The 21239-nt window shown below is 67.4% G+C and carries 22 protein-coding genes; 10 read left to right on the top strand and 12 right to left on the bottom strand.

Annotation, left to right across the window (positions count from 1 at the left end; all coding sequences use genetic code 11):
• Positions 1-68 precede the first annotated feature (68 nt).
• The 5 genes from AB0E94_RS44110 to AB0E94_RS44090 all read right to left on the bottom strand — a co-directional run bounded on the left by AB0E94_RS44110 (position 69) and on the right by AB0E94_RS44090 (position 5649).
• Entirely contained in the window at positions 69-209 is a 141-nt protein-coding gene (locus AB0E94_RS44110; RefSeq protein WP_360339649.1) for a hypothetical protein, read from the bottom strand.
• 84 nt (positions 210-293) lie between these two features.
• Positions 294-1052, bottom strand: coding sequence for an ISAs1 family transposase (locus AB0E94_RS44105; protein WP_360339670.1), 759 nt, complete (start codon positions 1050-1052; stop codon positions 294-296).
• Between the two features lie 880 nt (positions 1053-1932).
• Positions 1933-4410 carry a fibronectin type III domain-containing protein gene (locus tag AB0E94_RS44100; protein ID WP_360339646.1) on the bottom strand — a complete coding sequence of 826 codons (2478 nt, stop codon included), beginning with the start codon at positions 4408-4410 and terminating at the stop codon, positions 1933-1935.
• A gap of 169 nt (positions 4411-4579) precedes the next feature.
• Positions 4580-4717, bottom strand: a complete 138-nt coding sequence (locus AB0E94_RS44095; protein WP_360339643.1) for a hypothetical protein — start codon at positions 4715-4717, stop codon at positions 4580-4582.
• An 83-nt stretch (positions 4718-4800) separates the two neighbouring features.
• Positions 4801-5649, bottom strand: a complete 849-nt coding sequence (locus tag AB0E94_RS44090; protein WP_360339640.1) for an ISAs1 family transposase — start codon at positions 5647-5649, stop codon at positions 4801-4803.
• 410 nt (positions 5650-6059) lie between these two features.
• On the opposite strand from AB0E94_RS44090, the gene AB0E94_RS44085 reads away from it, so the two are divergent.
• The 3 genes from AB0E94_RS44085 to AB0E94_RS44075 all read left to right on the top strand — a co-directional run bounded on the left by AB0E94_RS44085 (position 6060) and on the right by AB0E94_RS44075 (position 7977).
• A complete protein-coding gene (locus AB0E94_RS44085) occupies positions 6060-6548 on the top strand; it encodes a DUF6193 family natural product biosynthesis protein (protein WP_360339637.1) in 489 nt (162 codons plus the stop codon).
• 152 nt (positions 6549-6700) lie between these two features.
• Complete coding sequence (locus AB0E94_RS44080; RefSeq protein ID WP_360339634.1) at positions 6701-7396, top strand: suppressor of fused domain protein; 696 nt, start codon at positions 6701-6703, stop codon at positions 7394-7396.
• Between the two features lie 149 nt (positions 7397-7545).
• Positions 7546-7977, top strand: coding sequence for a DUF4259 domain-containing protein (locus tag AB0E94_RS44075; RefSeq protein ID WP_360339631.1), 432 nt, complete (start codon positions 7546-7548; stop codon positions 7975-7977).
• An 83-nt stretch (positions 7978-8060) separates the two neighbouring features.
• On the opposite strand, the gene AB0E94_RS44070 is transcribed toward AB0E94_RS44075, so the two are convergent.
• The gene (locus AB0E94_RS44070; protein WP_360339628.1) at positions 8061-8708 is read right to left on the bottom strand and encodes a suppressor of fused domain protein; all 648 of its coding nucleotides are present in this window, start codon (positions 8706-8708) and stop codon (positions 8061-8063) included.
• A 29-nt stretch (positions 8709-8737) separates the two neighbouring features.
• On the opposite strand from AB0E94_RS44070, the gene AB0E94_RS44065 reads away from it, so the two are divergent.
• The 3 genes from AB0E94_RS44065 to AB0E94_RS44055 all read left to right on the top strand — a co-directional run bounded on the left by AB0E94_RS44065 (position 8738) and on the right by AB0E94_RS44055 (position 11561).
• Entirely contained in the window at positions 8738-9238 is a 501-nt protein-coding gene (locus AB0E94_RS44065; protein WP_360339625.1) for a hypothetical protein, read from the top strand.
• Positions 9239-9488: 250 nt separating this feature from the next.
• Positions 9489-10805, top strand: coding sequence for a hypothetical protein (locus tag AB0E94_RS44060; RefSeq protein ID WP_360339622.1), 1317 nt, complete (start codon positions 9489-9491; stop codon positions 10803-10805).
• A 123-nt stretch (positions 10806-10928) separates the two neighbouring features.
• Entirely contained in the window at positions 10929-11561 is a 633-nt protein-coding gene (locus AB0E94_RS44055) for a hypothetical protein (protein ID WP_360339618.1), read from the top strand.
• A gap of 207 nt (positions 11562-11768) precedes the next feature.
• Here the strand turns inward: AB0E94_RS44055 and AB0E94_RS44050 are convergent, their stop codons facing one another.
• On the bottom strand, positions 11769-12467 hold the full coding sequence (locus AB0E94_RS44050; RefSeq protein WP_360339615.1) for a hypothetical protein: 699 nt from the start codon (positions 12465-12467) through the stop codon (positions 11769-11771).
• Positions 12468-13152: 685 nt separating this feature from the next.
• Between AB0E94_RS44050 and AB0E94_RS44045 the strand changes: the two genes are divergently transcribed.
• Entirely contained in the window at positions 13153-13974 is an 822-nt protein-coding gene (locus AB0E94_RS44045) for a hypothetical protein (RefSeq protein ID WP_360339612.1), read from the top strand.
• Between the two features lie 206 nt (positions 13975-14180).
• Here the strand turns inward: AB0E94_RS44045 and AB0E94_RS44040 are convergent, their stop codons facing one another.
• The 3 genes from AB0E94_RS44040 to AB0E94_RS44030 all read right to left on the bottom strand — a co-directional run bounded on the left by AB0E94_RS44040 (position 14181) and on the right by AB0E94_RS44030 (position 17394).
• Complete coding sequence (locus tag AB0E94_RS44040; protein ID WP_360339609.1) at positions 14181-14858, bottom strand: class F sortase; 678 nt, start codon at positions 14856-14858, stop codon at positions 14181-14183.
• A gap of 6 nt (positions 14859-14864) precedes the next feature.
• Entirely contained in the window at positions 14865-15644 is a 780-nt protein-coding gene (locus tag AB0E94_RS44035; protein ID WP_360339606.1) for a hypothetical protein, read from the bottom strand.
• 94 nt (positions 15645-15738) lie between these two features.
• A complete protein-coding gene (locus AB0E94_RS44030; protein ID WP_360339603.1) occupies positions 15739-17394 on the bottom strand; it encodes a serine/threonine-protein kinase in 1656 nt (551 codons plus the stop codon).
• Positions 17395-17745: 351 nt separating this feature from the next.
• Here AB0E94_RS44030 and AB0E94_RS44025 point away from each other — a divergent pair, with 351 nt between their 5' ends.
• Positions 17746-18087 carry a hypothetical protein gene (locus tag AB0E94_RS44025; protein ID WP_360339600.1) on the top strand — a complete coding sequence of 114 codons (342 nt, stop codon included), beginning with the start codon at positions 17746-17748 and terminating at the stop codon, positions 18085-18087.
• A gap of 468 nt (positions 18088-18555) precedes the next feature.
• On the opposite strand, the gene AB0E94_RS44020 is transcribed toward AB0E94_RS44025, so the two are convergent.
• Positions 18556-19161 (bottom strand): hypothetical protein, encoded by a 606-nt coding sequence (locus AB0E94_RS44020; RefSeq protein ID WP_360339597.1) that lies wholly within the window; start codon positions 19159-19161, stop codon positions 18556-18558.
• Between the two features lie 206 nt (positions 19162-19367).
• Between AB0E94_RS44020 and AB0E94_RS44015 the strand changes: the two genes are divergently transcribed.
• Positions 19368-20066, top strand: coding sequence for an alpha/beta hydrolase (locus AB0E94_RS44015; protein ID WP_360339594.1), 699 nt, complete (start codon positions 19368-19370; stop codon positions 20064-20066).
• A gap of 36 nt (positions 20067-20102) precedes the next feature.
• On the opposite strand, the gene AB0E94_RS44010 is transcribed toward AB0E94_RS44015, so the two are convergent.
• Entirely contained in the window at positions 20103-20615 is a 513-nt protein-coding gene (locus AB0E94_RS44010; RefSeq protein ID WP_360339591.1) for a DUF2199 domain-containing protein, read from the bottom strand.
• A 55-nt stretch (positions 20616-20670) separates the two neighbouring features.
• Here AB0E94_RS44010 and AB0E94_RS44005 point away from each other — a divergent pair, with 55 nt between their 5' ends.
• Positions 20671-21090 (top strand): hypothetical protein, encoded by a 420-nt coding sequence (locus tag AB0E94_RS44005; protein ID WP_360339588.1) that lies wholly within the window; start codon positions 20671-20673, stop codon positions 21088-21090.
• The last annotated feature ends 149 nt before the right edge of the window (positions 21091-21239 follow it).

The following is a 21239-nucleotide window of genomic DNA, read 5'->3' as shown; positions in this document are numbered from 1 at the left end:
GCCGGTGACAACCAACGTGGCCACGGTGACCTTCCGGACCGGGCACGCCCCTGGCCCGCCGACCAGGGCTATTGCGTGTTCGGGTAGCTGCTGGTCACGGCCGTGATGAGGTCGGATGGACGGCGGTCGGCGCGTCGGTTGGCGCGGGCGATGTTGGTTTCGCCGTTGATGCGGTGCCAGCCGATCGCGGTGTTAGGCAGTGTCGCCATGACGGCGGGTCCGGTGCCGGTCCGGGCCTGATGAAGATCCTCACGGAACGTGAGCGTCTCTGACGTTATGGACCTGATTCTCGATCAGCCACTCCGATCTGGCCCACTTCTGCAGGTCAGCAGGCTGAGCGTCGACAGCGGGCAGGGACGTGACCAGATAGGCGGTCTCCCGGCTGGTTTTGCCCTCGACGGTGCGGGTCCGGGTGATCCGGACGGCTTGCCGGGCGTGCGGGAACGCGATCCCGCCTGCAGGGTGACGGCCTTGACCGTACGGGTCTCCTTGCGGCCGTGACCACGCTCGCGGGTGCGGTCGCCGACCGGGATCTGCGCCCAGGGAACGGCTTTGAGCTGGGCGTGGAGGGTGGGCTGGTTGCCTTTGGCCTGGAGTAACAGGTGCGCTCCGCGGCGGGTGATCTGCTCGGCGCGGCCGGTCTGGGTGCGCAGGGCGTCGGCGACGAACAGCACCCCGGCAAGGCTGCCCAGCAGGTTCTCCAGGGCGTCGAGCAATGGGGTGAACGACGGGATCTCGTTGCTCTTGGTGTCCACCGTGACCTGGGCGAGGACGATGCCGGTGCTGGTGTCCAGCGCGGACAGCAGGTGCACCTGACGGCCGTCGGCCAGCCGGGCACCCCGCAGCGTTTTACCGTCGACGGCGATCACGGTCCGGTAGCGGCGCGGCCGCGCCACGTCAAGTGGCGGTCTTCGGACCCGGAGCCAGCCGGCCAGCACGTGGCTGACCAGTGCGTCGTCGAGTCGGGTCAGCAGCCGCAACACTGTAGTGCCGGCCGGCACGCCCCGGTCGAACCCGAGTCGCTGCCGGTCGGACTCGTCGAGGTCGTACAGCCAGTCGGCGATCGCCGTGAAAGGAAGTAGCGCCGGCCAGGACCGCGCAGACCGCGACGGCCAGTAACGATGCCAGCGGATATCGCACCCCGCGCGGGTTACGCGGGTCCGGGACCAGGCTCGCGGCGGGCCAGGAGCCCGCCGCGTTTACCGGCGGTGACCGGCGGTGGTGGCGTGTCAATGCGAGGGGTTGTCACGGTCAGTACGGAGATCAGAGATGATGCCATCGGTGAGTGGAGTCCTCGGTGGTCGTGCAGTGTGAAGAACTCCATGATCACCTTGAGGTGGCTTCACGCACGAGCTCTGGCCCACCTACAAGTCACTGCTGGCCCCACTTCCCGACCTTGCGATGCTTGATCACTAACGCTCAGTGGCCCCACCTTCTCGGCCAGCCACGGGCGGCGGCCCTGGTCGCGTACCGTGTGCTGGCCCGCTCTCGGGTGGGGCCAAAACTCGTCCGCAGCGATTCTGGCTCGGACACGGTGGGGCCATCGTTCTTCCGAAGGTGGGGCCACCGTTCGCTCTCCGAGCCATTGAGGGCTTCACCCGCTCGATCCGCCTCCATATGGGCCGATCACTCGACATCATCCCAGGTCAGAGCGTCCGCTCGCGAGAACGCAACGGCCCTGCGGGATGGGCTGCCCACGGTGCACATCACCGAGGCCGCACACTGGCATCCCCGCCGCGAGAACGACCCGGCCGTGGTCTGGCGGCGCCGCCTGCTCTTCGACGTGGCCGTCGACGATCACGCCTGACTGTGGTAAGTGCGTTTGCCGCTGGAGCGGAGGTTGCCGGTCCGGTCGTAGGCGCGATTCTTGGCGATGAACTTCTTTCCGTGTTCGGCAGGGCGGACATTGAAGGTGAAGGAAGACGGTCGCGGTCATCGCACCAGCGATTCGTCGATTTGGAGCGGTGGGGTCCAGATCACGGTGATCAACCGCTCGCCGGGTGCCGCGGGCACGCCGGTGGGCGGTTGCGGCACGCCCTGTGGCGTGACCGGCGCCGAGGGGTCGCTGGCCGCCGAGGTCCCCGCGGTGGTGCCGGTGGTGACGGTGACCGTGTAGGCGGTGCCGTTGGCCAGCCCGGTGATCGTGCAGGTCGTCGCGATACCCGTGCAGGTCTGCCCACCCGGCGACGCGGCCGCGGTAAAACCGGTCAAGGTGCCGTCACCCAGATTTGCCGGGGCGGTCCAGGACACCACGACCTGCTGGTCACCGGCCGCGGCGGTCACCCCGGTCGGGGGCTGCGGGCCGGCCGGCATCGAGGGGAACGGCGACACGGCCACCGGAGCCGGCAGGTACAGGTCAACGCCGTCGCCCAGCTGACCGGAGGCACCTTTGCCCCAGCAGTAGGCCACGGTGTCGCTGCCCAGCCCGCAGGTATGGTCACTGCCCGCGATGACCTCGGTGAAGGTCACTCCGGTGGCCGGGGCGTTGACCGCCACCGGGCTCAGCCGGTCCGTGGTGCCGCCGTCGCCCAGCCGGCCGGAACTGGCGGAGCCCCAGCAGTAAGCCTTGCCGTCGCTGCCCTGCCCGCACGTGTGGTGGTAGCCGGCGGCAGCCAGCTCGGTGAAGGTCACTCCGGTGGCCGGGGCGTTGACCGCCACCGGGCTCAGCCGGTCGGTGACGCTGCCGTCGCCCAGCTGGCCGTACCTGCCGGAGCCCCAGCAGTAGGCCTTGCCGTCGCTGCCCAGACCGCACGTGTGGCGCTCACCGGCGGCGGCGAGCTGGGTGAAGGTGACCCCGGCGGCCGGGGCGTCGACCGCCACCGGACTCGACCGGTCCGTGGTGCCGCCGTCACCCAACTGGCCGGAGCCGCCGGAGCCCCAGCAGTAGGCCTTACTGTCGCTGCCCAGTCCGCACGAGTGTTCCTCACCGGCGGTGAGCTGGGTGAAGGTCACCCCAGCGGCCGGGGCGTCCACCGCCACCGGATCCGACCAGCCTGCGGTGCCGCCGTCACCCAACTGACCGTGATTGCCGCCGCCCCAGCAGTAGGCCTTACTGTCACTGCCCAGACCGCACACGTGATATCCGCCGGCAGCGAGTCGAGTGTAGGTGACCCCGGGGGTCGGGGCGTCCACCACCACCGGAGTCGACCCGTTCACACCGCCGCCCCGGCCCCAGCAGTAGGCCTTGCCGTTGCTGCCCAGCCCACACGTGAAGAACCGGCCGGCGGTGAGCTGGGTGAAGGTCACCCCGGCGGCCGGGGCGCTCACCGCCACCGGACTCGACCGGTCCGTGCTGCCGCCGGTGCCCAGTTGGCCGGTGTTGAGAAGGCCCCAGCAGTAGGCCTTGTTGTCGCTGCCCACCCCACAGGTGTGGTCGGTGCCCGCGGTGAGCTGGATGAAGGTCACCCCGGCCGCCGGGGCGTCCACCGCCACCGGACTCGACCGGTCGATGGTGTTGCCGTCGCCCAGCTGACCGGAGCCGCCGGAGCCCCAGCAGTAGGCCTTGCTGTCGCTGCCCAGCCCGCACGTGTGCAGGTCGCCCGCGGTGAGCCGGGTGAAGGTCACTCCGGCGGCTGGGGCGTTCACCGCCACCGGGCTCGGACCGTCCGCGCCGCCGGCCGAGCCCCAGCAGTAGGCCCTACTGTCGCTGCCCAGCCCGCAGGTGTGAAACCGGCCGCCGGTGAGCTGGGTGAACGTCACCCCGGCGGCGGGGGTGTCCACCGCCACCGGGCTCGACCGGTCGATGGTGTTGCCGTCGCCCAGCTGACCGGAGCCGCCGGAACCCCAGCAGTAGGCCTTGTTGTCGCTGCCGAGCCCGCATGTCTGGTCGCTGCGTGCGGTGAGCTGGGTGAAGGTCACCCCGGCGGCCGGGGCGTTCACCGCGACCGGAGTCAACCGGTTCGTGGCACCGCCGTCGCCCAACTGACCGGCGCCGCCCCGGCCCCAGCAGTACGCCTTGCTGTCGCTGCCCAGCCCGCAGGTGTGGCCGTAGCCGGCAGCGAGCTGGGTGAAGGTCACCCCGGCGGCCGGGGCGCTCACCGCCACCGGAGTCGACCGGCTGCTGGTGCTGCCGTCGCCCAGCTGACCGGAGCCGCCGGAACCCCAGCAGTAGGTCTTACTGTCGCTGCCCAGCCCGCACGTATGGTCGGTGCCGGCGATGAGCTGGGTGAAGGTCACCCCGGCGGCCGGGGCGCTCACCATCACCGGAGTCAGCCGGTCGGTGGTGCCACCGTTGCCCAGCTGACCGTAGTAGCCGGAGCCCCAGCAGTAGGCCCGGCCGTTCCCGCCCAGGCCACACGTGTGGGCCTGGCCGGCGGTCACCTGCACGACCGGGACGGCCGGGGTGACCTGCGGCTGAGCCGCAGCCGAGCCGGCCGTCATCGCGGCCGACATCGTCGCCGCCCCGATCATCGATACGATCCACCTCAGCACACAGCCGAGACCATCACAGCACCGGAGCCCGCTGATCGGCATCCACCAAAGACATCCCCATTCGGGTGGATTTCCACTGAAGGCCTCGGAGCGGTGGCGAGTTCGGTGTAAATCTCCCGGCCGCTTTGGTTGCCCATGATCGCGGATTTCAATTGATCGGCCAGCTGCTGGTCACGGTGGTGATGAGGTCGTGTGATCGGCGGTCGGCGCGTCGGGTGGCGCGGGCGATGTTGGTGGCGCCGTTGATGCGGTGCCAGCCGATTGCGGTGTTACGCAGGGTGGCCATGACGGCGGGTCCGGTGCCGGTCCTGGCTTGATGTAGGTCTTCACGGAAAGTGACGTCTCTGACGTTGTGGACCTGGTTCTCGATCAGCCATTCCGCTCTCGCCCATTTCTGCAGGTCAGCGGGTTGAGCGTCGGCGGCGGGCAGGGATGTGACCAGGTAGGCGTCTCGCGGCTGGTCGTGCCGTCGATGGTGCGGGTGCGGATGATCCGGACGGCCTGCTGGGCGTGCGGGAACGCGATCCCGCCCGGGGTGTGCAGGGTGACGGCTTTGACGGTGCGGGTCTCCTTGCGGCCGTGCCCGCGGTCGCGCGTGCGGTCCCCGACCGGGATCTGCGCCCACGGTAGCTTCTTGAGCTGCGCGGACAGGGTCGGCTGGTTGCCCTTGGCGTGCAGGAGCAGGTGTGCTCCTCGGGCGGTGGTCTGCTCGGCGTGGCCGGTCTGGGTGTGCATGGCGTCGGCGACGAACAGGATGCCGGTCAAGCTGCCGAGTACGGTCTGGACGGCGTCCAGCAGCGGGGTGAAGGCTGGGATCTCGTTGCTCTTCGTGTCGACGGTGACCTGGGCCAGGACGATACCGGTGCTGGTGTCCAGGGCGGACAACAGGTGCGTCTGCCGGCCGTCGGGCAGGCGGGAGCCCCTGAGTGTCTTACCGTCCACGGCGATCACGGTCCGGTAGCGGCGCGGACTGCTGGTCACCGACGGTGTCCGGGAACGTAACCAGCCGGCCAGAACGCTGCTGATCAGGGTCGCGTCGAGGCGGATCAGCAGCCGCCACACCGTGGTGCCTGCCGGTATGCCCCTGGTGAATCCCAGCCGTCGCCGGTCGGTTTCGTCCAGGTCGTACAGCCAATCGGCGATCGCGGTGAACGAGGTCGCCCCGGCCAGGACCGCGCAGACCGCGACGGTCAGCAGGGCCGCCAGGGGATACCGCACTCCGTGAGGGTCGCGAGGGTCCGGGATCACGCTGACGGCTTCGAGAAGTCCCGGATGTTCACCATCGGTGATCGGTGTTGGTGGAGTGTCGCCGTCGGGGGTTGTCACGGTCAGTGCGGAGATCAGGGATGATGCCATCTGCGGGTGGAGTCCTCGGTGCGTGAAGTCCTAGAGAAACTCCATGATCACCTTGAGGGCTTCACCCGCTCCAAACGCCTCCATATAGGCCAATCACCCGGCATCATCCCAGCTCACCGGCTCGCCGAGCGAGAACGCAACGGCCCTGGTCGGATCCCCTTCGGCATGCGACGATCAGTAGCATTCTCCCGCATCGGGAGTCGCTATTCGTTTCTGCGTGGAAATTTGAACACAAATGGTGGATTCAAGGCACGTCACGCAACGGTGTTGTGTTGAGCGGAACCACTACTGACCTGCTTCAGCTTCCGGCGGTCGTCGTCGGCTGGGCGGAGGGAGCCAGTCTGAACGATATCGGCCGTGCCGCGCCCTTCGACCTCCTGACCGGACGTTTTGAGATACCGTGCGGCGACCCCGCCGACATCATTGCCGCGGAGTGGCAATGGCTGCTCAAAGATGCCCGGCAATCTTGCTGGCCCGAGTACCAAGCATTGATCGAAGTAGCCTACGGGGAGCCAAGAATGCGAGCGCTATACCCCTACACCAGTCACTGGGCGCTGAGCTTCTCCGCAACCTCGTACCCGTTCACGCCCAGCTTTGCCACTCTCCTGGCCTCCCATGAAGGCGAGTATTCTCTCAAGGAATGGTGGAACGGCCCGACGCTGGCTCGGGTCGCCACCGCGACGGAAGCGATCGCATGGGCAATTAATCGCCTTCCAGACCACTTCGATCCAGCGAACGATCGAACGCGAGACAACAACTGATCCGCGGCAGACTCACATGCTGCCGATGGTGTGCAGGCCCACTCGTTTCGGCGCCATGGTCGCGTCTGCTCACCGATGGTGTGTCGGCGCCTGGGTCCGACGCTTTGCGGTCGGTCCGGTAGCCGGCCAGGACGCCCGGTACGCTGTGGATCATGGCGGAAAGTGAGGGAGCGCGCATCCTGCGGCACAAGGCGCGGCATGACGGGTTGGTGCCGTCGCACGGGCAGCGCCAGGAGGTCGCCGATGCCATCAGCCGCCATATCACCGAGCATTTCGGGCCGGTTGAAGGCGTTCTCCACGAGATCGTGTCGCACCACGTTGCCGTGCACATCTATGTCGTCGAGCCGACCGATCGGCGACCGTTCCGCACGCTGATCACATCGGGGATGAGCGAACTGCCGATGACCGTGCCGCAGGGGCACGGCACCAGCCCTTACGCGGAGCTCGCGATCTGCCTTCCTGCCGACTGGCCACTCGATCAGGAGTCGTTCCGCGACGAGAACGTCTACTGGCCGCTGCGTCTGCTCAAGCAGGTTGCCCGCCTTCCCCATGAGTACGGCACGTGGCTCGGTCCATGGCATTCGGTGCCCAACGGTGACCCCGCCGGGCCGTATGCGCCGGCCACGCCGTTCGCCGGGGTGGTCGTCGTGCCGATGCTGACCGTGCCGGAACAAGCTCAGACCATTGACGTCGGCGACGGCACTCGCATCGAACTGTTCGCCCTGCTGCCGCTGCATCCGGCCGAGATCGTGCTCAAGCGCGAACGCGGAACGAACGCTCTCATCGAGGCGCTCAGCCGGGGCCACATCACCGAGGCATTCGACCCGAACCGGCCTCCGCTCGTCTGACAACCCCTACATTCGGCCGAGGCGTCGCCTGCTAGGTCCGTCATCACTCCGATCGACCTGACCACCGGCATCCGCATCTGCCGCTCTGTGGGCGGGTCTCAGGCAGGCCGCTGTGCGACGATCGCTCCAGCGATTGGAGGATAGCGATCATGGGGACATGGGACGTCGGGCCGTTCGACAACGATGACGCCGCAGACTTTGCCGACGCTCTTGATGATGCGCCGGCGCACGTCCGCATAGAGATGATCGGTTCAGTCCTCGAGCGCGTCGCTGACCCAGCCGACGACGACTCCCGGCTCTCCGACGCCCCGCGTGCCGTCGCCGCTGCAGCGCTGATTGCGGCCCAATACCCAGGCGGGGTCACCGTAGACTCGGCCTACGGCCCGAGCACACCTATGCCGCCGTTCCCCACCTACCTCCGGGACCTCGCCATCAAGGCCTTGGACAGCCTTATTGCGAAGCCGACGTGGCTTGCTGAAGCCTGGAACGCGAGTCCCGACCGCATGAAATGGCGCCTGACTGTCGTTGGTCTGCGTGCCGTTCTGGACCCGCCGCAGCAAGAGACACTCTTTGTTCTTTAGCGCGGGGTGTCGACCTCGACTACCGCGATCCGACCGCCACGAAGCGTCACGTCAAGCAATTATGGGTGCCAGGCGACCGGCGCTCAGGTGACCGATGGTCGGGTGGTGTCGTACGGGTCCCAGTCGAGGGCCCAGAACGCTTCGAGTCCATGGTCGGTGATGTATTGCCGTTCAGTCTCGTGGATCGGGTAGATGCCGGTGATGTGGATGATGTCGTGGCCATCGTGGCCGGGAGGGCTGACGTCGATGTGGCAGTCTTCGCGTTCCAGGGCGATGGGGGCGAAGACGACGAAAGCTGTCATAGGTGATTGCGGAGTCACCGGTTGGCCGAAGCGAATGGTGTTGCCGTAGCAGAACGGGCAGGAACCGCGTAGGCGTTCGGCGAGATGTCCGATCACGCGGGCCCAGCGTTCGTCGTCGGAGTGGACGCTGATGCACAGCTCGGGCCGTCCATGCAGCCAGTCTGGATGGTCGGCCAGGGAAAGGCCGTAGGTCACAGCCGTGTTGAGTCCCTCGGGCAGGTTCTCGTAGGCCATGACGGTGACGTCTTTGAGGCCCTCGTGCGTCGACTCGACCGGGAGAAAACGAGGCTCCACACCGCCGCTGAGCCGGTCGAGATGAGCAAGAAACTTTTCCACGCGCGAGGTCATTGCCGCATTCTCCATCACCCGCCACAGCCGCTGAGCCGCATTATCCCGTGCGGTGTCGTCACCCAAGACCGGCACGCTCATCTGTCGTGATCCGAGCTACCAGGTCGGACTTGGCGGATGACCAGACTCTCGGCAACCTGATGCGCGGCGACGCCCGTAGGTACGCCTACAATCGCGCGATGGATGTGGTGTGGTCCGCGACGGCGCTGGAATCACGCCGTTTCCGCCCCACCCCGGTGCGGTCGGATCCGGCAGAACTGGACAGCCATTTCCGTCATCTTCTTCGGCGTCGCATCCGTGGCTACATCGAGGTCGAAGTTCCGGCGGTCGAGTCTCCGCAGTTAGCCATCGGGTTCCGCGGCGGGTACGCGGTCATCCACCTGCTCGTCATTGCTCCGGTCGAGCAGTCCTTCCTTCTTGCCGGCGACGGCACAGTTCCCGACGAGGCGTACGTCCAGGTCCCGGTCATGGACGAACTGACGCGGTTCATGGGCGACGTGGTCTTGGACGTTCACCGCGCGTGGGACTTGGTCAGCGCCTTCACTCGCACCGGACAGGCCAGCGATGTCGGAGAGTGGCACGCGCTTCAGGCGGGGCCACGGCGTAGTTGAAGATCAACCTTCTTTCAGCTTGGCTACCGGGCGGCTGAGCACTCACATGCCGCGCAGCGTGCAGCGCGACTCCGAGAACGTAACCGTGAGTAGTAGCCCAAACGGGGCGGTGCGAGCGCTCGTAGCTGAGGGTGGCGTGGTCGCACGGCATCCTCTGATTCGGAGATGATCGAGACGAGCGGGCCATGGTGAGGCCGACGAGGCCAACATAGCGTTGGGTCGATTGTGCCTCATATCAAGGAGCAGGGCGTTGGAGAACGAGATCCAGCTGATCAGTGACGGCGATGGTCTGGCGGTCATCGGGAATCCGGCGGCTGTCGATCGGTTCCTGTCTACGGAGCGGCTGCCCTCGAAAGACCTTGGACTGAAGCGGCTCAGCAGTGCCTTCGGTGCCGGCGCAAAGATCGCCAAAGTCGGCGCCGAGATCTCCGAGCAGTCCGGTCGATGGGTTCAACTGTCCGCAGAGTCCGCTGCGGCGATGAAGAAGTACAACCTCATGAGCGGCTCGGAGAATGGTCTCAGCCGCGCCGTGCTCACCGACCACGGCAAGATCACCGGCCTGCTCGAAATCGTGCAAACCCCAAGCGCGATGCTGACCAACCCGGCGATCCTGACCGGCGCCGCCGGACTCATGGCGCAACTCGCTATGAAGCAGACCATGGACGAGATCACCGACTATCTCGCAGTGATCGACGCGAAGGTCGACGCTGTGCTTCGCGCGCAGACCGACGCAGTAGTGGCGGACATGATCGGGGTGGAACTGGTCGTCGACGAGGCGTTGACCATCCGGGAGCAGGTAGGCCGGGTTTCTGAAGTCACCTGGTCGAAGGTGCAGGCCACCCCGGTGCCGCTGGCCCGGACGCAGGCGTACGCATTGCGGCAACTCGACGCCATCGCTGAGGAGTTGGAGACGACCAGCGTCGGTGACCTGGCCACGTCGTCCCGGAAAGCCGAGGTCAAGCTACCGGAATGGCTCGCCGTTCTGGCCCGCTGCTTTCAACTCCAGGACGCGGTTGCCGTACTCGAACTCGACCGCGTACTGGAGACGTCCGTAGAAGAGTTGGAAAGGCACCGCGTTGCCATCCGGATCGCCCGGCAGAAGCGTGTCGAGCTCATCTCCTCCACCGTCCAGCGCCTGGTCGCACGGATGGACGCAGCCGTCGGCACTGCCAACGCGAAGGTGCTGCTGAACCCGACCTCATCACGCGCCGTGGTGCACTCGACCAACCTGCTCGCGACCAAGGTTGTCGACTTCAACAGCCGGCTCGGCATCGTCCGCCACGGGCGATCATGGAGAGCTCGGCGGTGGCTCGACGCAGCCGTGGAAGTGCGCGACAAGGTTCTCGAAACCGGGTCCGAGGTGGGTGTCAAGGTCCTCAGCACCGGAGCTGAGGTGAAGGACATGGTTGTGGAGACCGGATCGGAGGGCGTCAGCGTCGCCAGCCGTTTCGGCGTGCAGGCCCTGGGACGCGCCAGATCGATGATGGGCAGAGTTTCCAACGAGATCACCGAGCGGACCCAGCGGCAACTTGAAAGCAGAACGGAACCTGATCAAGAACGCCCGTAATGGCGCGTCCGAATCTGCCCCTGAATGGTTGCCACCGTCACCCGTACCCAGTCTCTCGGTCTTTGGGGTTTCTTTGGTGGTGCTCTCCATGCTGTTTGCACAGGTCAGACAAGGAGAGACAACATGTTCAGCGCTCGACGGACCGCCTCGGCCCTGATGGCCGCCATCTCGGTTGCCGCCCTCGCCGCCTGCGGCAGCGCCGAGGAAGGCCCCGGCCCGATCTTCGACACCGGGCCTCCCGGCAGCGAGATCTCCGACGAGGTCGCCCTCTCCATCGCCCCCAGGGTCACCCTCACCTTCGACATCACCGGAGCAAAGACCTTCAGCGGTACGACCACCGCGCTCGCACCGTCCGGCGGCGCCCATTTCCTCGAATTCTGCGACGAGTACGCCAAGGGCACCGCCGACAAGCAATACATGGCGGCGGGACTGCTCGACGGACCGGTCGACGGTCACAAGATCACGATGGAGATGTGGATCGCCGACTACGCCGGGCCGGGCACCTACCCCAAGGACCAGCTCGTCGCTCCCGGCTCGCGGCCGAGCATCGCGATCGACAACACCGTCTACGGCACCTGGCCGGACAGCACCGCAAGCAAAGCCACCACCGACGGCAACGGTGGCGGCACCTGGACGTTCAAGAAACTGGCGAAGACCGGTGAGGGCGGCCTGCCCGGCGCCGCCATCAGCGGCACCGTGTCCTGGACCTGCCAGGAACCGGAGAGGCCCCAGCCGAGCGGAGTGGCCGGTCCCTGACCGGTCAGCGCCTTCGCACCGCCCAGCTCGCGGGTCGTGACGGCGTCATTGCCGGGCAAGCTGGCCGACGTCGACCGGCAGAGTTCTGGCCGCCCTGCTCGGCCGGTGTCCCGAACGCGGCGAACTCACGCTCACCAACTCGTGTGTGAGTTCGCCGCGACGGTGACCCACCGCGCCGTCGACACAGGGAGTTTTCGGCCGGGCTGGTCAATGGGGCACGAGTTCGCCGTGTTCGATCGTGACCGCTACGCCGGTTCGAGCGGTTAGGGCCCGCGTGAGCGCGGTGTCCGCGGCCGCGATGCCTTCGGCCGGCGGATGAAGATACTGCCCGATCACGGTGACGCCGTCGAAGTCGATGCTGAAGGAGGCGGCTCCGCTGATCTTGAAGTTTTGGAACTCGCCGGTGCCGGATTCGATGGCGAAGATCTGGTCAGCGGCCCGTTCGAGGTCAGCCATGCTGTATTTGCGCTGCTGGACGGAGATGGGGATGTGCCGGCGCCCGGCCTCGTCGATGATCTGCCGTTGTACCGGGTCTGCCGGCCCGTGCCACACCAGGACGACGGAGCCGTCGACCGGCTCGTTGTTGATACTGGTGACGTAGCCGCTGGTCTTGATACCGGGCAGGCCTTCGGTCCAGCCCCTCAGATCGACGAGCAGTTCCTGGCGCTGCCAGAACGCCGCGTCGAAGCTCGTCGCGGCACTATCAGGCTGCTTGAGGGGCGGCTCGCTGACCGCGGCCGTCGCAGCGTGCGCTGCGGCGACACCGGTGACAGCCGTGAGAACAACACTTGCGGATATCAGGAATCGACGGCGCTTCGTCAGGCCGGCACCGGGCTTCATACCGGCCGGTGACTCATCCGGGCTCGCCGGCTCAGGATGTGCCGGACCGGCATTGTGGAAAGTCATGTCGTTCCTTTGATCGCCCTGGCGCGGGTGGATCGGGATGGTAGCGCGGGTTTCGTTAATCCGTTATGGCGCGTTTAGTGCGCCGATGCCGTAACCGGACGTCAGTGCTTTCGCGCCGACGCACGTCCGCCTGAATGGCTTGAAGGTGGAGGCGAACAGCCGATAGCGGCAATCGCCCGCTCGGCCACCCAGAAGGCATATCCGATGACACAGTTGCCCCAAGATCGCCTCTACTCATTAGCCGCACTTCGCTCATGACCCCTGCGTCCGGCTGAGTCGTCCGCGTTGATCGAAGCCGCCATCGGCCCTGTCGGGCACATCAACCGCATCATTCTGCGAATGGGCCACGACCGCTGGATGCTTCGGTGGTCCTTAAGACTCACCTGGTCCGGGACGTTCGTGGCAGACGAGTGCGCTGGACGGGGCTGCCGTGCAACCGAAGCGGCGACCCTGGTCGACGGGACTTCCGGTCGGCCGGGCGAATCTCGCTGTCGATGGCTTTCAGGGGTCTGTTCGGCGCTGCTAAAGCTGAGGTTGACACGGCAACCGGTCCTGTCTCCTGGATCGCCTGGCCCCGTAGCGCGGCCTGGGTTGTCATCTCGACCACCAAGCAACCATCAGAAGGGGTCATTTCGTGGCCTTTCCGCGTCTCCTCACCTCCTCCATCGCTGCGAGCATGCTCTGCATGACTGCGGCTTTGGCCGTCCCATCCGCTGCCGGTGCGAACCCCGACGACACCGTCACCGCAGCCGAGACTGTTGCGGCGCTGGCCGACACCGGCGTCGCGATGGCGGCCCCGGCACCGGCGGCCTCCGACGTGGACAGCGCCGCGCAGAACGTCTCGGTCGATGTTCCCCGCAACCCCGACGACGGCGTCGACGTGAAACTCGACAACGGCACGAAAGTCACCATCGACCTGCCGAACGGCACCGACGGGGCGGGCAAGTTGATCGGCCCGAGCACCGTCGCCTACGCCGGCACCGACGGCACCTCCGACGTGGTCCGGGTGACCAGCGGTGGCCCGCAGATGTTCAAGGTCATCGCCAACGCCGACGCTCCGGAGCAGTTCGTCTACCCCAGCACGCTCGGCGTTCCGACGATCCTCGAGGACGGCAGCGTCCTTTACACCGACGCGTCCGGCAAGCCCGTCCAGGCGCTACCCGCACCGTACGGCAGCGCCGCGGACAACACCGCGCTGACCGGCGTGCACTACAGCGTCGTCGGCGGCGAACTGGCGCTCAACGTGCCGCACCACGGCTCCGGTCTGGCCTACCCGCTCGCCGTCGACCCGCTCTGGCTCGTCGTCACCCCGGCTGCTGTCGTCGCCGCAACTCAGGCCGCGTTGTGGTCCTGCGGGCTCGGCTGGCTCGCCGGCAGCGCCTGGCAGGTCGTGTGGAACGGCTATGTGTGGCGTGAGGTGGTGAAGGCCGGCGCACAAGGCTGCGTCGAAGGCGTCATCGGCCGATTCGTGCCCTGGTCCCTTGCCAAGAAACTGATCAAGCGATAGCGAACTCTCTCGGCACCAGGCCCCCAACTGATGCGCTCGTCCACTGCGCTGATCAGGGCCGGTTCGGCGGGCGCCAGTGTTCTGGCGTCCGCCGAACCGGTACGACTCAGCCTCGGAGAGCCGTCGGCGGAAGCTGGGACGTCATCGATTTATGTGTTGCCGGGATTGGACGGGCTTGGACAAAGGCGTCCCGCTCGACGGCCGGATCACGGGGCGGGGTGGGCCATGGTGAGGTCGGCGTAGACGACGATGTTGTCCTCGTAGTGGCCGGCATCGCGGTCGAAGTCGCCGCCGCAGGTGATCAGGCGAAGTCCGGCGTGGTTGATCGGGCCGTAGACGGCGTCGGTGGGGAACTGTGCTTTGGCGTAGCGCTCGACCTTGACCACGGTGAACATGGCCGTACTGCCGTCTTCGCGGTTGACGTTGACGGAGTCGCCGCGTTCGAGGTCGGCGAGCCGTTGGAAGGTGCCAGGCTGTTTCTTGTAGTCGACGTGGCCGGCGAGTACGGCCGGGCCGAGGGCGCCCGGGGTGGGTGCCCTGGTGTACCAGCCGACGGCCTGGGCGTCGGTGGGGACCTGCATGGTGCCGTCGGTCTGCTGGTCGAGGCCGATCAGCGGTACGTCCACGTCGAGGGCGGGGATGACGACGCGGGTCGGGTTCGACGTCGCCATCAGTGGTCCGGTGGTCAGCTCGCCGGTGCCGGCGGGGGTGCCGCTGGAGCTGGGCGGGGATGCGGTGCCGGCGAGCGGGATCTGGTTCGACTGTTGCCGGCCGCCTTGCGTGAGTGCGGCGACGCCGATGAGGCTGAGGACCAGGACGGCCGCTGAGAGCGCGTAGCGCCCCCAGCGGGTCCCGGCCGGCTGCGCAGTGCCGGTGTCGGTCATGGTCGGTCAGGCCAGGCGGCGGCGGGCGATGACAGCGCCGGCGGCGCCGAGCAGGGCGATGCCGCCGAGGGCGTACAGCGGGGTGGGGTCGTGCCGGGTGCTGCCGTCGCCGGTGTCGACGCCGCCGACCGGGACCGAGCCGGCTGCGGCGCCGGTGACCATGCCGCACAGGGCCGGGTCGGTGGCCTCCTGCGGGATGCCGGTGAGACCGGCCGACTTGGCGAGGGTGGATTCGCCGAGTCCGTCGAGGTCGTACATGTCGTTGTTGTTGGCGTCGATGCCGTGCTGCACGACGTGCAGGTCCGTGAGGTGTTTGATCGTGCCGGCCGGCAGGTCGGCGGCCGGGATGACGCGGTCGTACGACAGGTTGCCCTTGGCGTCGGCGGTCGGCATCCGGTCGATGGCCAGGCCGCTCTTGGGGGTGGTGTCGCCCTTGGTGGTCAGTGAGATGAAGATGTTGCCGTAGTCGGGCATGCCCTCTTCGGTGCTGACGTAGCCGTTGCCGTCGGCGTCGGCGGACATGTCGGGGCAGTGGAAGTCCATGCCGTCGGTGGAGCCGTGCAGGTGCTGTGCGTGCGGTGAGTTCGGGACCAGGCCGGTGGACCGGATGCTGACCTTGAGGTCGCCGTCGGACATGGCGGTCAGGGTGGCGGTGCCGGCGGCGCCGGAGTGGTTGAGCGGGTCGAGCTTGACGTGGACGCTCTCGTCGGCATGCGCGGCGGTGGGCACGGCGAGCAGGATCGCTGCCGCGGCGGGCACTGCCAGAAGGGTGCGGGAGAGTTTCACGAGGTGCTCCTTGCTGAAGGGTGGGGCTTTCCGTCAGCAGGGATTCGTGGCCGAACGTCGCTCAGATTGGTCCGGATGGCGGATTTCTTTTCGGTCATTTTCGTGGACCCGGGATCGTCCAGGTCGCCGTTGGCCGGGACGAGTCGCGGAACCCGGTGACCAGGGTGCGCTGGATGGGCAGGTCGAGACTCCAATCGGCGTCCCGGGTGGTCCAGGTCAGCGCATAGGAGCGATCATCGCCGGCGGCAAGCAGCATCCGGTACGTGTGCAGGCGCGGCCCGGTTCCCGGCTGCCACGAGTACTCCCAGTCGGCTCCGCCACCGATGACCAGCAGCAGTCCCATGCTGACCTTGCGGTAGCCGGGCGGCGTGTCCCGTTCGGCGTCCTGCCACCGGCGCAGCGGCCGGCCGTCGAGCGGGCCGCCGGCCTGGACGGTGAACGACCGGACGCCGCCGGGATCACCGAAGCACACGTCGCCGCCGTCGGAGCCGCGATGCCAGCCGCGCGGAACAGGCAGGGCGAACCCGGCGGTGTCGACATGCCACAACCAGCCCTCGGGCAGCGAGATCGGCGCCTCCGATCCGGAGTCGCTCACCGGTTGCGACTCGGCGGTGGGGCAGGCTGTCATCGGGCTGGCGACGGCCACCGGCGCGGGTGACGGCGCTGCGGCAGCATCGTCGCCGCGGTTGTCGTTGGCAAGGACCGCTGCGATGGCTCCGGTGGCCACGACGGCCGTGGCCACGCCGACGATGAGCAGGCCACGCCATCGCGGTGGTACGGCCTCCACGGGCGGTACGGGAACGGGCTCCGCGGGCGGGGCGGACACCACCGGCGCGGCGGCGGACCGATAGTGCACGGCCTTGCCGGCCGGGCGGCGCGGTGCCGGCACGGCGTGGACCCCGACGGCCCGCCGGGTCAGATCCCGCAACTGCGAACGGGCGGCGTCCGCGGTCAGCCGCTGCTGCGGGTCGGTGAGCAGCAGACCCGCGATGACGGTGTGCAACGGGCCCGGGCGTTGCGGCGGATCCGGAGGCCCGCTGAGCAGGGCCTCCAGCGAATCTTCGACCTTCGGCCGGGCGTACGGCGGCCGGCCCTCCACCGACATGTAGAGGGTGGCGCCCAGTGACCACAGGTCGGCCTCCCGGCTGGACACGCCGTCGCGCAGCCGTTCCGGGGCGAGGTAACGCGGTGATCCCAGCAGCGGCTCGTCCTGCCCGGCCGGGACGGCGACGAAGGTCGCCAGCCCGAAGTCGGTGAGCACGACCCGGCCGTCTTCGGCGATCAGCACGTTGTGCGGTTTGACATCGAGGTGCAGCACACCGGCGCGATGCGCGGCGTCCAGCGCCTCCAGCAGCGTCAACCCGATCCGGGCGGCGTGCCGGTGCGCCAGCGGGCCGTCACGGGTCACGATGTCGTGCAGCGAGCGCGACGGCACGTACTCCATGACGATCCACGACCGGCCGGCCGCACGGACCACATCGAAGACCCGGATCACGTTGGGGTGATCGAGGCGGGCCGCGGCCCGGGCCTCCCGGACCGTGTTGCGCAGGATCTCGGTCCGGTCGAGGTACGGCAGCGCGTCCGGCGCCAGGACCTCCTTCACCGCGACCTCCCGGTCCAGCAGGTCGTCGTGAGCGCGCCACACCCGGCCCATGCCGCCGGACCCGGCCAGGGCGATCAGCCGGTACCGGTCGGCCACCACCAGGTCACGGGCCTGTTCCCCGACGCCGTCGTCGTTCTCCGGTTCCACGCGTCACCGTCTTCCTGCGCATCGACCACCCGACATGCAGGGATTCGGAGCCGACGAGCCGGTGGATCGGCCGTTCGGGCGGCTACTTCGATCGCCGTCCACCGGAGTGCTTGCCGGCGATCTGTGAGGACCCCGCCGAGCGATGCCCCTACTCGGTCGAACCCGGATCGCCGCAGGTGTCGCTGACGCTCTCCGACGGCACGACGATCCGTCCGCGCGCGACCGCACGCTGACGACGTGTCGGCGCACCGCCAGCCAGGGACTTCTCCGTGATGTGCTTAAAAGAGTCACACTCTAGGTTTTCCCCGCAGACACAGATCTTCTGTGCATAGCGTTGCTGCGGGAGTCCATGTGGATGAAGAGATGCCAGCGGATTCGCGGCCTCCGCCGGAGGGCAGGCCAGAGGTCGGCGCGGGCCTGGCCGCAGCGCCTCACGTTCTGGTCGTCGTTCTGATGTGCATGGGCGTCAACAGCGCGGAGGGGAGCAGCCGTGGGTATGCGGGGCTCTACGGCTTGCTTGAGCTGTTCATAGTGCCGTCAGCGCTTGTCGTCGCCTTGGTCGTCAGAGGGATTCCGCGGTTCCGGTCATGGTCGGCGCCGATTGCGGCCGTGACGACGGTCTGCGCCGTGGTGGTGATCCTCCTGACGCTGGTCGTGGTTAACGGGTCCACCTGGACGTCGACGAAGACCTGACGGGCGATTCGCGGCCAGCCACAACATCAGGCCCGGAGCGGACCTCCTGTTATCCGGGCGCCAGACATGCCGGGGCCGCAACGACTGGTCGTCGCAGGCCTGCCGACGGTGGGCAGGACGTGCTGCGCTGACCACAGACGATGGCCGGGCTGATATCGGCTGCGGCTCCGGACCACTCTGCCGTAGCTTTCGGTGATGGATCACAACGGCCGGGGTCGGTATCGATGGCGGACACGGTTGAGGCGACATTTTCCGTGGTTCTTGATCGATCGGGGCGTGGCCCGAAAGGGGACAACCGACTGCGGTCGCCACGACTGGTACAACGCGGATGGCGTCGTGGAGCGTTGCTGTCATTGCACGGCCGGTCAGCGACCGTACGATCCAGCTCATTTCGGGCGGTGAGCTGGTCTCATCGCGTTGCCGGAGATGAGTGGGCCCGGCGCGCTGACCGTTACAGCGGCGCCGTGTCTACGGCTCGACGCAGGGCGGGGTGTAGCCGTCCACCCGCAGCCCGCGGAACTCCAGCTGGTTGGCGGTCTTGCCGACGATCACGAAGCCACGCGCCTCGGCGAGCGCCGTCGAGAACGGATGTGTGGGCGTGCCCAGCTCGGTCACCGGCCCCCACGCGTACGGCCGGAAGGTGAAGAACCGCGTCACCGTGCGCCCGTGAGTTGACGGGATGAGGGTGGCCCACTGGGCGCCGCCGCTCCACTTCGAGGCCGGCCGCAGCTGCAGGTAGACGTCGTCGGTCGCGCTGTAGGTGAGCCGGAATCCGGCCGAGCGTGACAGGTCGGCCTGGGCCTCGAATTGGTTGCCCAGCCAGAGCACGGCGACGTGCCACTCCTGGTTGACGAAGGAGATCCGGGCGGCATACCGGTCTCTGCCGTGCACCGGCACGAGCATGCTCCCGGTGGCCGGCACCGTGGTCCCTTCGCCGCTGGCCAGCCACTGCTGGTAGCGGTCGATCGACGGGCTCGCGCACTCTCGTGGATGGGCGGCCGCGGGCGGCGCCATCAGGGCCGACATGGCCAGTCCGGCCACGGACAGGGCAACGGTGAGCATCGGTTTCCGCATGCTTTCTCTTCTCCTCAGCCAATCAGCAAACTTTGTTAATAGTTATCCATTGAGTCACGAGAATCAATGTCCTAAACCAAAGACTCGGCCGTACGTACTGACGACGGTCCGGTGATCCGGCTCAGTGGGGGAGACTCATACGCTGTTCGCGGCGAGCGTGACTATCGGGGTCGCGACTGACAGGAATCGTCGTGCAGGGTGGGCGGATGGATGTCGCCTTCGTTCTGGTCCACAGCCCGTCGGTCGGCCCGTTGACCTGGGCTCCTATCGCCCAGAGGTTGGACGCCGCAGGCATCCGGGCCATCGTGCCGTCGCTCGTGGGCGTCGCCGATGCGAGTCCACCGTTCTGGCGGCCGGTGGTCAGCGCGGTCCGGGACGCGATCGAGCAGATACCGCAGGATCAACCGATCGTGCTCGTCGCGCACAGCAACGCCGGCCTGTTCATGCCGGTCATCGTCGACGCGAGCCCGCGAAGGGTCGCCGGATGCCTTTTCGTCGACGCCGCGCTGCCGTCCCCGGCCGGGCCCACCCCCGCCGCCCCGGCTGAGCTGCTGGATTTCCTGCGGCCGAAAGTTGCCGACGGCCGGTTGCCGAAGTGGACGGAGTGGTGGGACGAGTCCGACGTCGCGCCGATGTTCCCCGACGCGACAACCCGTTCAGCGGTGTCTGCTGAGCAGCCACGGCTGCCGCTGAGCTACTACGAGGAGCTGGTGCCCGTTCCGGCCGATTGGAACGACCGTCCGTGTGGCTATCTGCTGTTCGGCCCGCCGTACGAGCCCTTGGCGAAGCTAGCGTCGGCGCGAGGGTGGGCGGTCGAGCACGTCCCTGGCCGGCATCTCCACCAGCTGGTGGACCCGGAAGCGGTAGCGGCCGCGATCGTCGCGATGGCGGCCGCCTGGCACTGACCGGTAGCCGTATCGCTAGGCCGCTGACCAGCTGGTTCAGCGTTGCGGATGCAAGATCGTCTCGGCGATCTGGCGCACCCGTTCCAGGGTGATCCCGGTGCGCTGTTCCACGGCGAGCGGGTGGTCACTCGCCTCGAGCTCGATCAGCGGACGCCGGCCCACCGGGCGGGTGTGGACATGACTCTTCAAGCTGACGGTCGACGGCGAGTACAGGGAAAGTTCCGTGGACACCCACCCGAAATACGGCGGTTCCTGCTCCCGGCCCGGCGTCTTCCAGAGTTCGTCGGCCCGAGCGAAGTTCTCCCTGCTCAATGACACCCACACGCCCCATGCGAAGACGTCATCGGCGTCCACCACCGGGATCTCGATGAGCCCGCGGATGAAGAACGCCTCGCCCTTGATCACGCACTGGTCGGAGTTCAGGCGATTCCGGCGGCTGAACGGCAGCCGCCCGGACCAGTAGATCGGGGCCTCGGCGTGATACGCCATCGGGAGATCGGGATGCCGCTGACCGCAGCACGAGCAGGCGAAGCCGAGATCATCAGGCATGGCGGCGACCCTATCTTGACGACCAATCCAGGGTCCGGCCTGAGATGATCTCCCGATGCGGCCGTTGCCTCAACCCGATGATTTGACATCGCTGGTCCTTCGCACGGACTTCGATGACGATCGTCGGTGGGAAGCCTTCATGGAAATTATGAGTAGCATCGGCAACCATCGGATGGTCACGTTCGTTAGTGACACCGTGTTCGCCGACGCTACGGTCCAGCAACTTGTTGACGCCGATGCCGCCGCTGACATCGATGACAGGGTGTTCTACCTGTTCGTCGCCGACTCGAAGACTCTGGCTGACAACGAGTCCCCGCTTCTCGCTGTCGACCTGGATGCCGAGCCGGGCCGCAGCTTCCGCGTTCCCTTGCAGTGCTACGCCGAGGTCTCGGCGAACCTTTCGATCGCCAACCTGGATTTCGCTGACTTCGCTGATGTTGTAGACACGACCGGGACCTATCGGGGCTCCGATTGACGCAGAGAACTCGCTGAGGTTACTTCCTGGCTGCATGTCGCCGACCGCTGGTTCCCGTCGTTGAAGACCTGTTCCGGGTGCGGGGTGGCGTAAGTCAAGCTGCCCCTACGTTTCCGGACGTTTGTGTGTGACGCCTGCGGGCTGGCCTT

Source organism: Actinoplanes sp. NPDC026670, from assembly GCF_040638175.1.
Classification (GTDB): Bacteria; Actinomycetota; Actinomycetes; order Mycobacteriales; family Micromonosporaceae; genus Actinoplanes.
Note: the sequence above shows the minus strand (reverse complement) of the source record. Positions and strands in the feature narration are given on the sequence as shown.

Excerpts from the sequence above, each read along its gene's own strand:
- AB0E94_RS44110 (WP_360339649.1), bottom strand. The coding sequence starts at position 209 with ATGGCGACACTGCCTAACACCGCGATCGGCTGGCACCGCATCAACGGC.
- AB0E94_RS44100 (WP_360339646.1), bottom strand. The coding sequence starts at position 4,410 with ATGATCGGGGCGGCGACGATGTCGGCCGCGATGACGGCCGGCTCGGCT.
- AB0E94_RS44095 (WP_360339643.1), bottom strand. The coding sequence starts at position 4,717 with ATGGCCACCCTGCGTAACACCGCAATCGGCTGGCACCGCATCAACGGC.
- AB0E94_RS44080 (WP_360339634.1), top strand. The coding sequence starts at position 6,701 with ATGGCGGAAAGTGAGGGAGCGCGCATCCTGCGGCACAAGGCGCGGCAT.
- AB0E94_RS44075 (WP_360339631.1), top strand. The coding sequence starts at position 7,546 with ATGGGGACATGGGACGTCGGGCCGTTCGACAACGATGACGCCGCAGAC.
- AB0E94_RS44070 (WP_360339628.1), bottom strand. The coding sequence starts at position 8,708 with ATGAGCGTGCCGGTCTTGGGTGACGACACCGCACGGGATAATGCGGCT.
- AB0E94_RS44055 (WP_360339618.1), top strand. The coding sequence starts at position 10,929 with ATGTTCAGCGCTCGACGGACCGCCTCGGCCCTGATGGCCGCCATCTCG.
- AB0E94_RS44050 (WP_360339615.1), bottom strand. The coding sequence starts at position 12,467 with ATGACTTTCCACAATGCCGGTCCGGCACATCCTGAGCCGGCGAGCCCG.
- AB0E94_RS44045 (WP_360339612.1), top strand. The coding sequence starts at position 13,153 with ATGACTGCGGCTTTGGCCGTCCCATCCGCTGCCGGTGCGAACCCCGAC.
- AB0E94_RS44040 (WP_360339609.1), bottom strand. The coding sequence starts at position 14,858 with ATGACCGACACCGGCACTGCGCAGCCGGCCGGGACCCGCTGGGGGCGC.
- AB0E94_RS44020 (WP_360339597.1), bottom strand. The coding sequence starts at position 19,161 with ATGCGGAAACCGATGCTCACCGTTGCCCTGTCCGTGGCCGGACTGGCC.
- AB0E94_RS44015 (WP_360339594.1), top strand. The coding sequence starts at position 19,368 with ATGGATGTCGCCTTCGTTCTGGTCCACAGCCCGTCGGTCGGCCCGTTG.
- AB0E94_RS44010 (WP_360339591.1), bottom strand. The coding sequence starts at position 20,615 with ATGCCTGATGATCTCGGCTTCGCCTGCTCGTGCTGCGGTCAGCGGCAT.
- AB0E94_RS44005 (WP_360339588.1), top strand. The coding sequence starts at position 20,671 with ATGCGGCCGTTGCCTCAACCCGATGATTTGACATCGCTGGTCCTTCGC.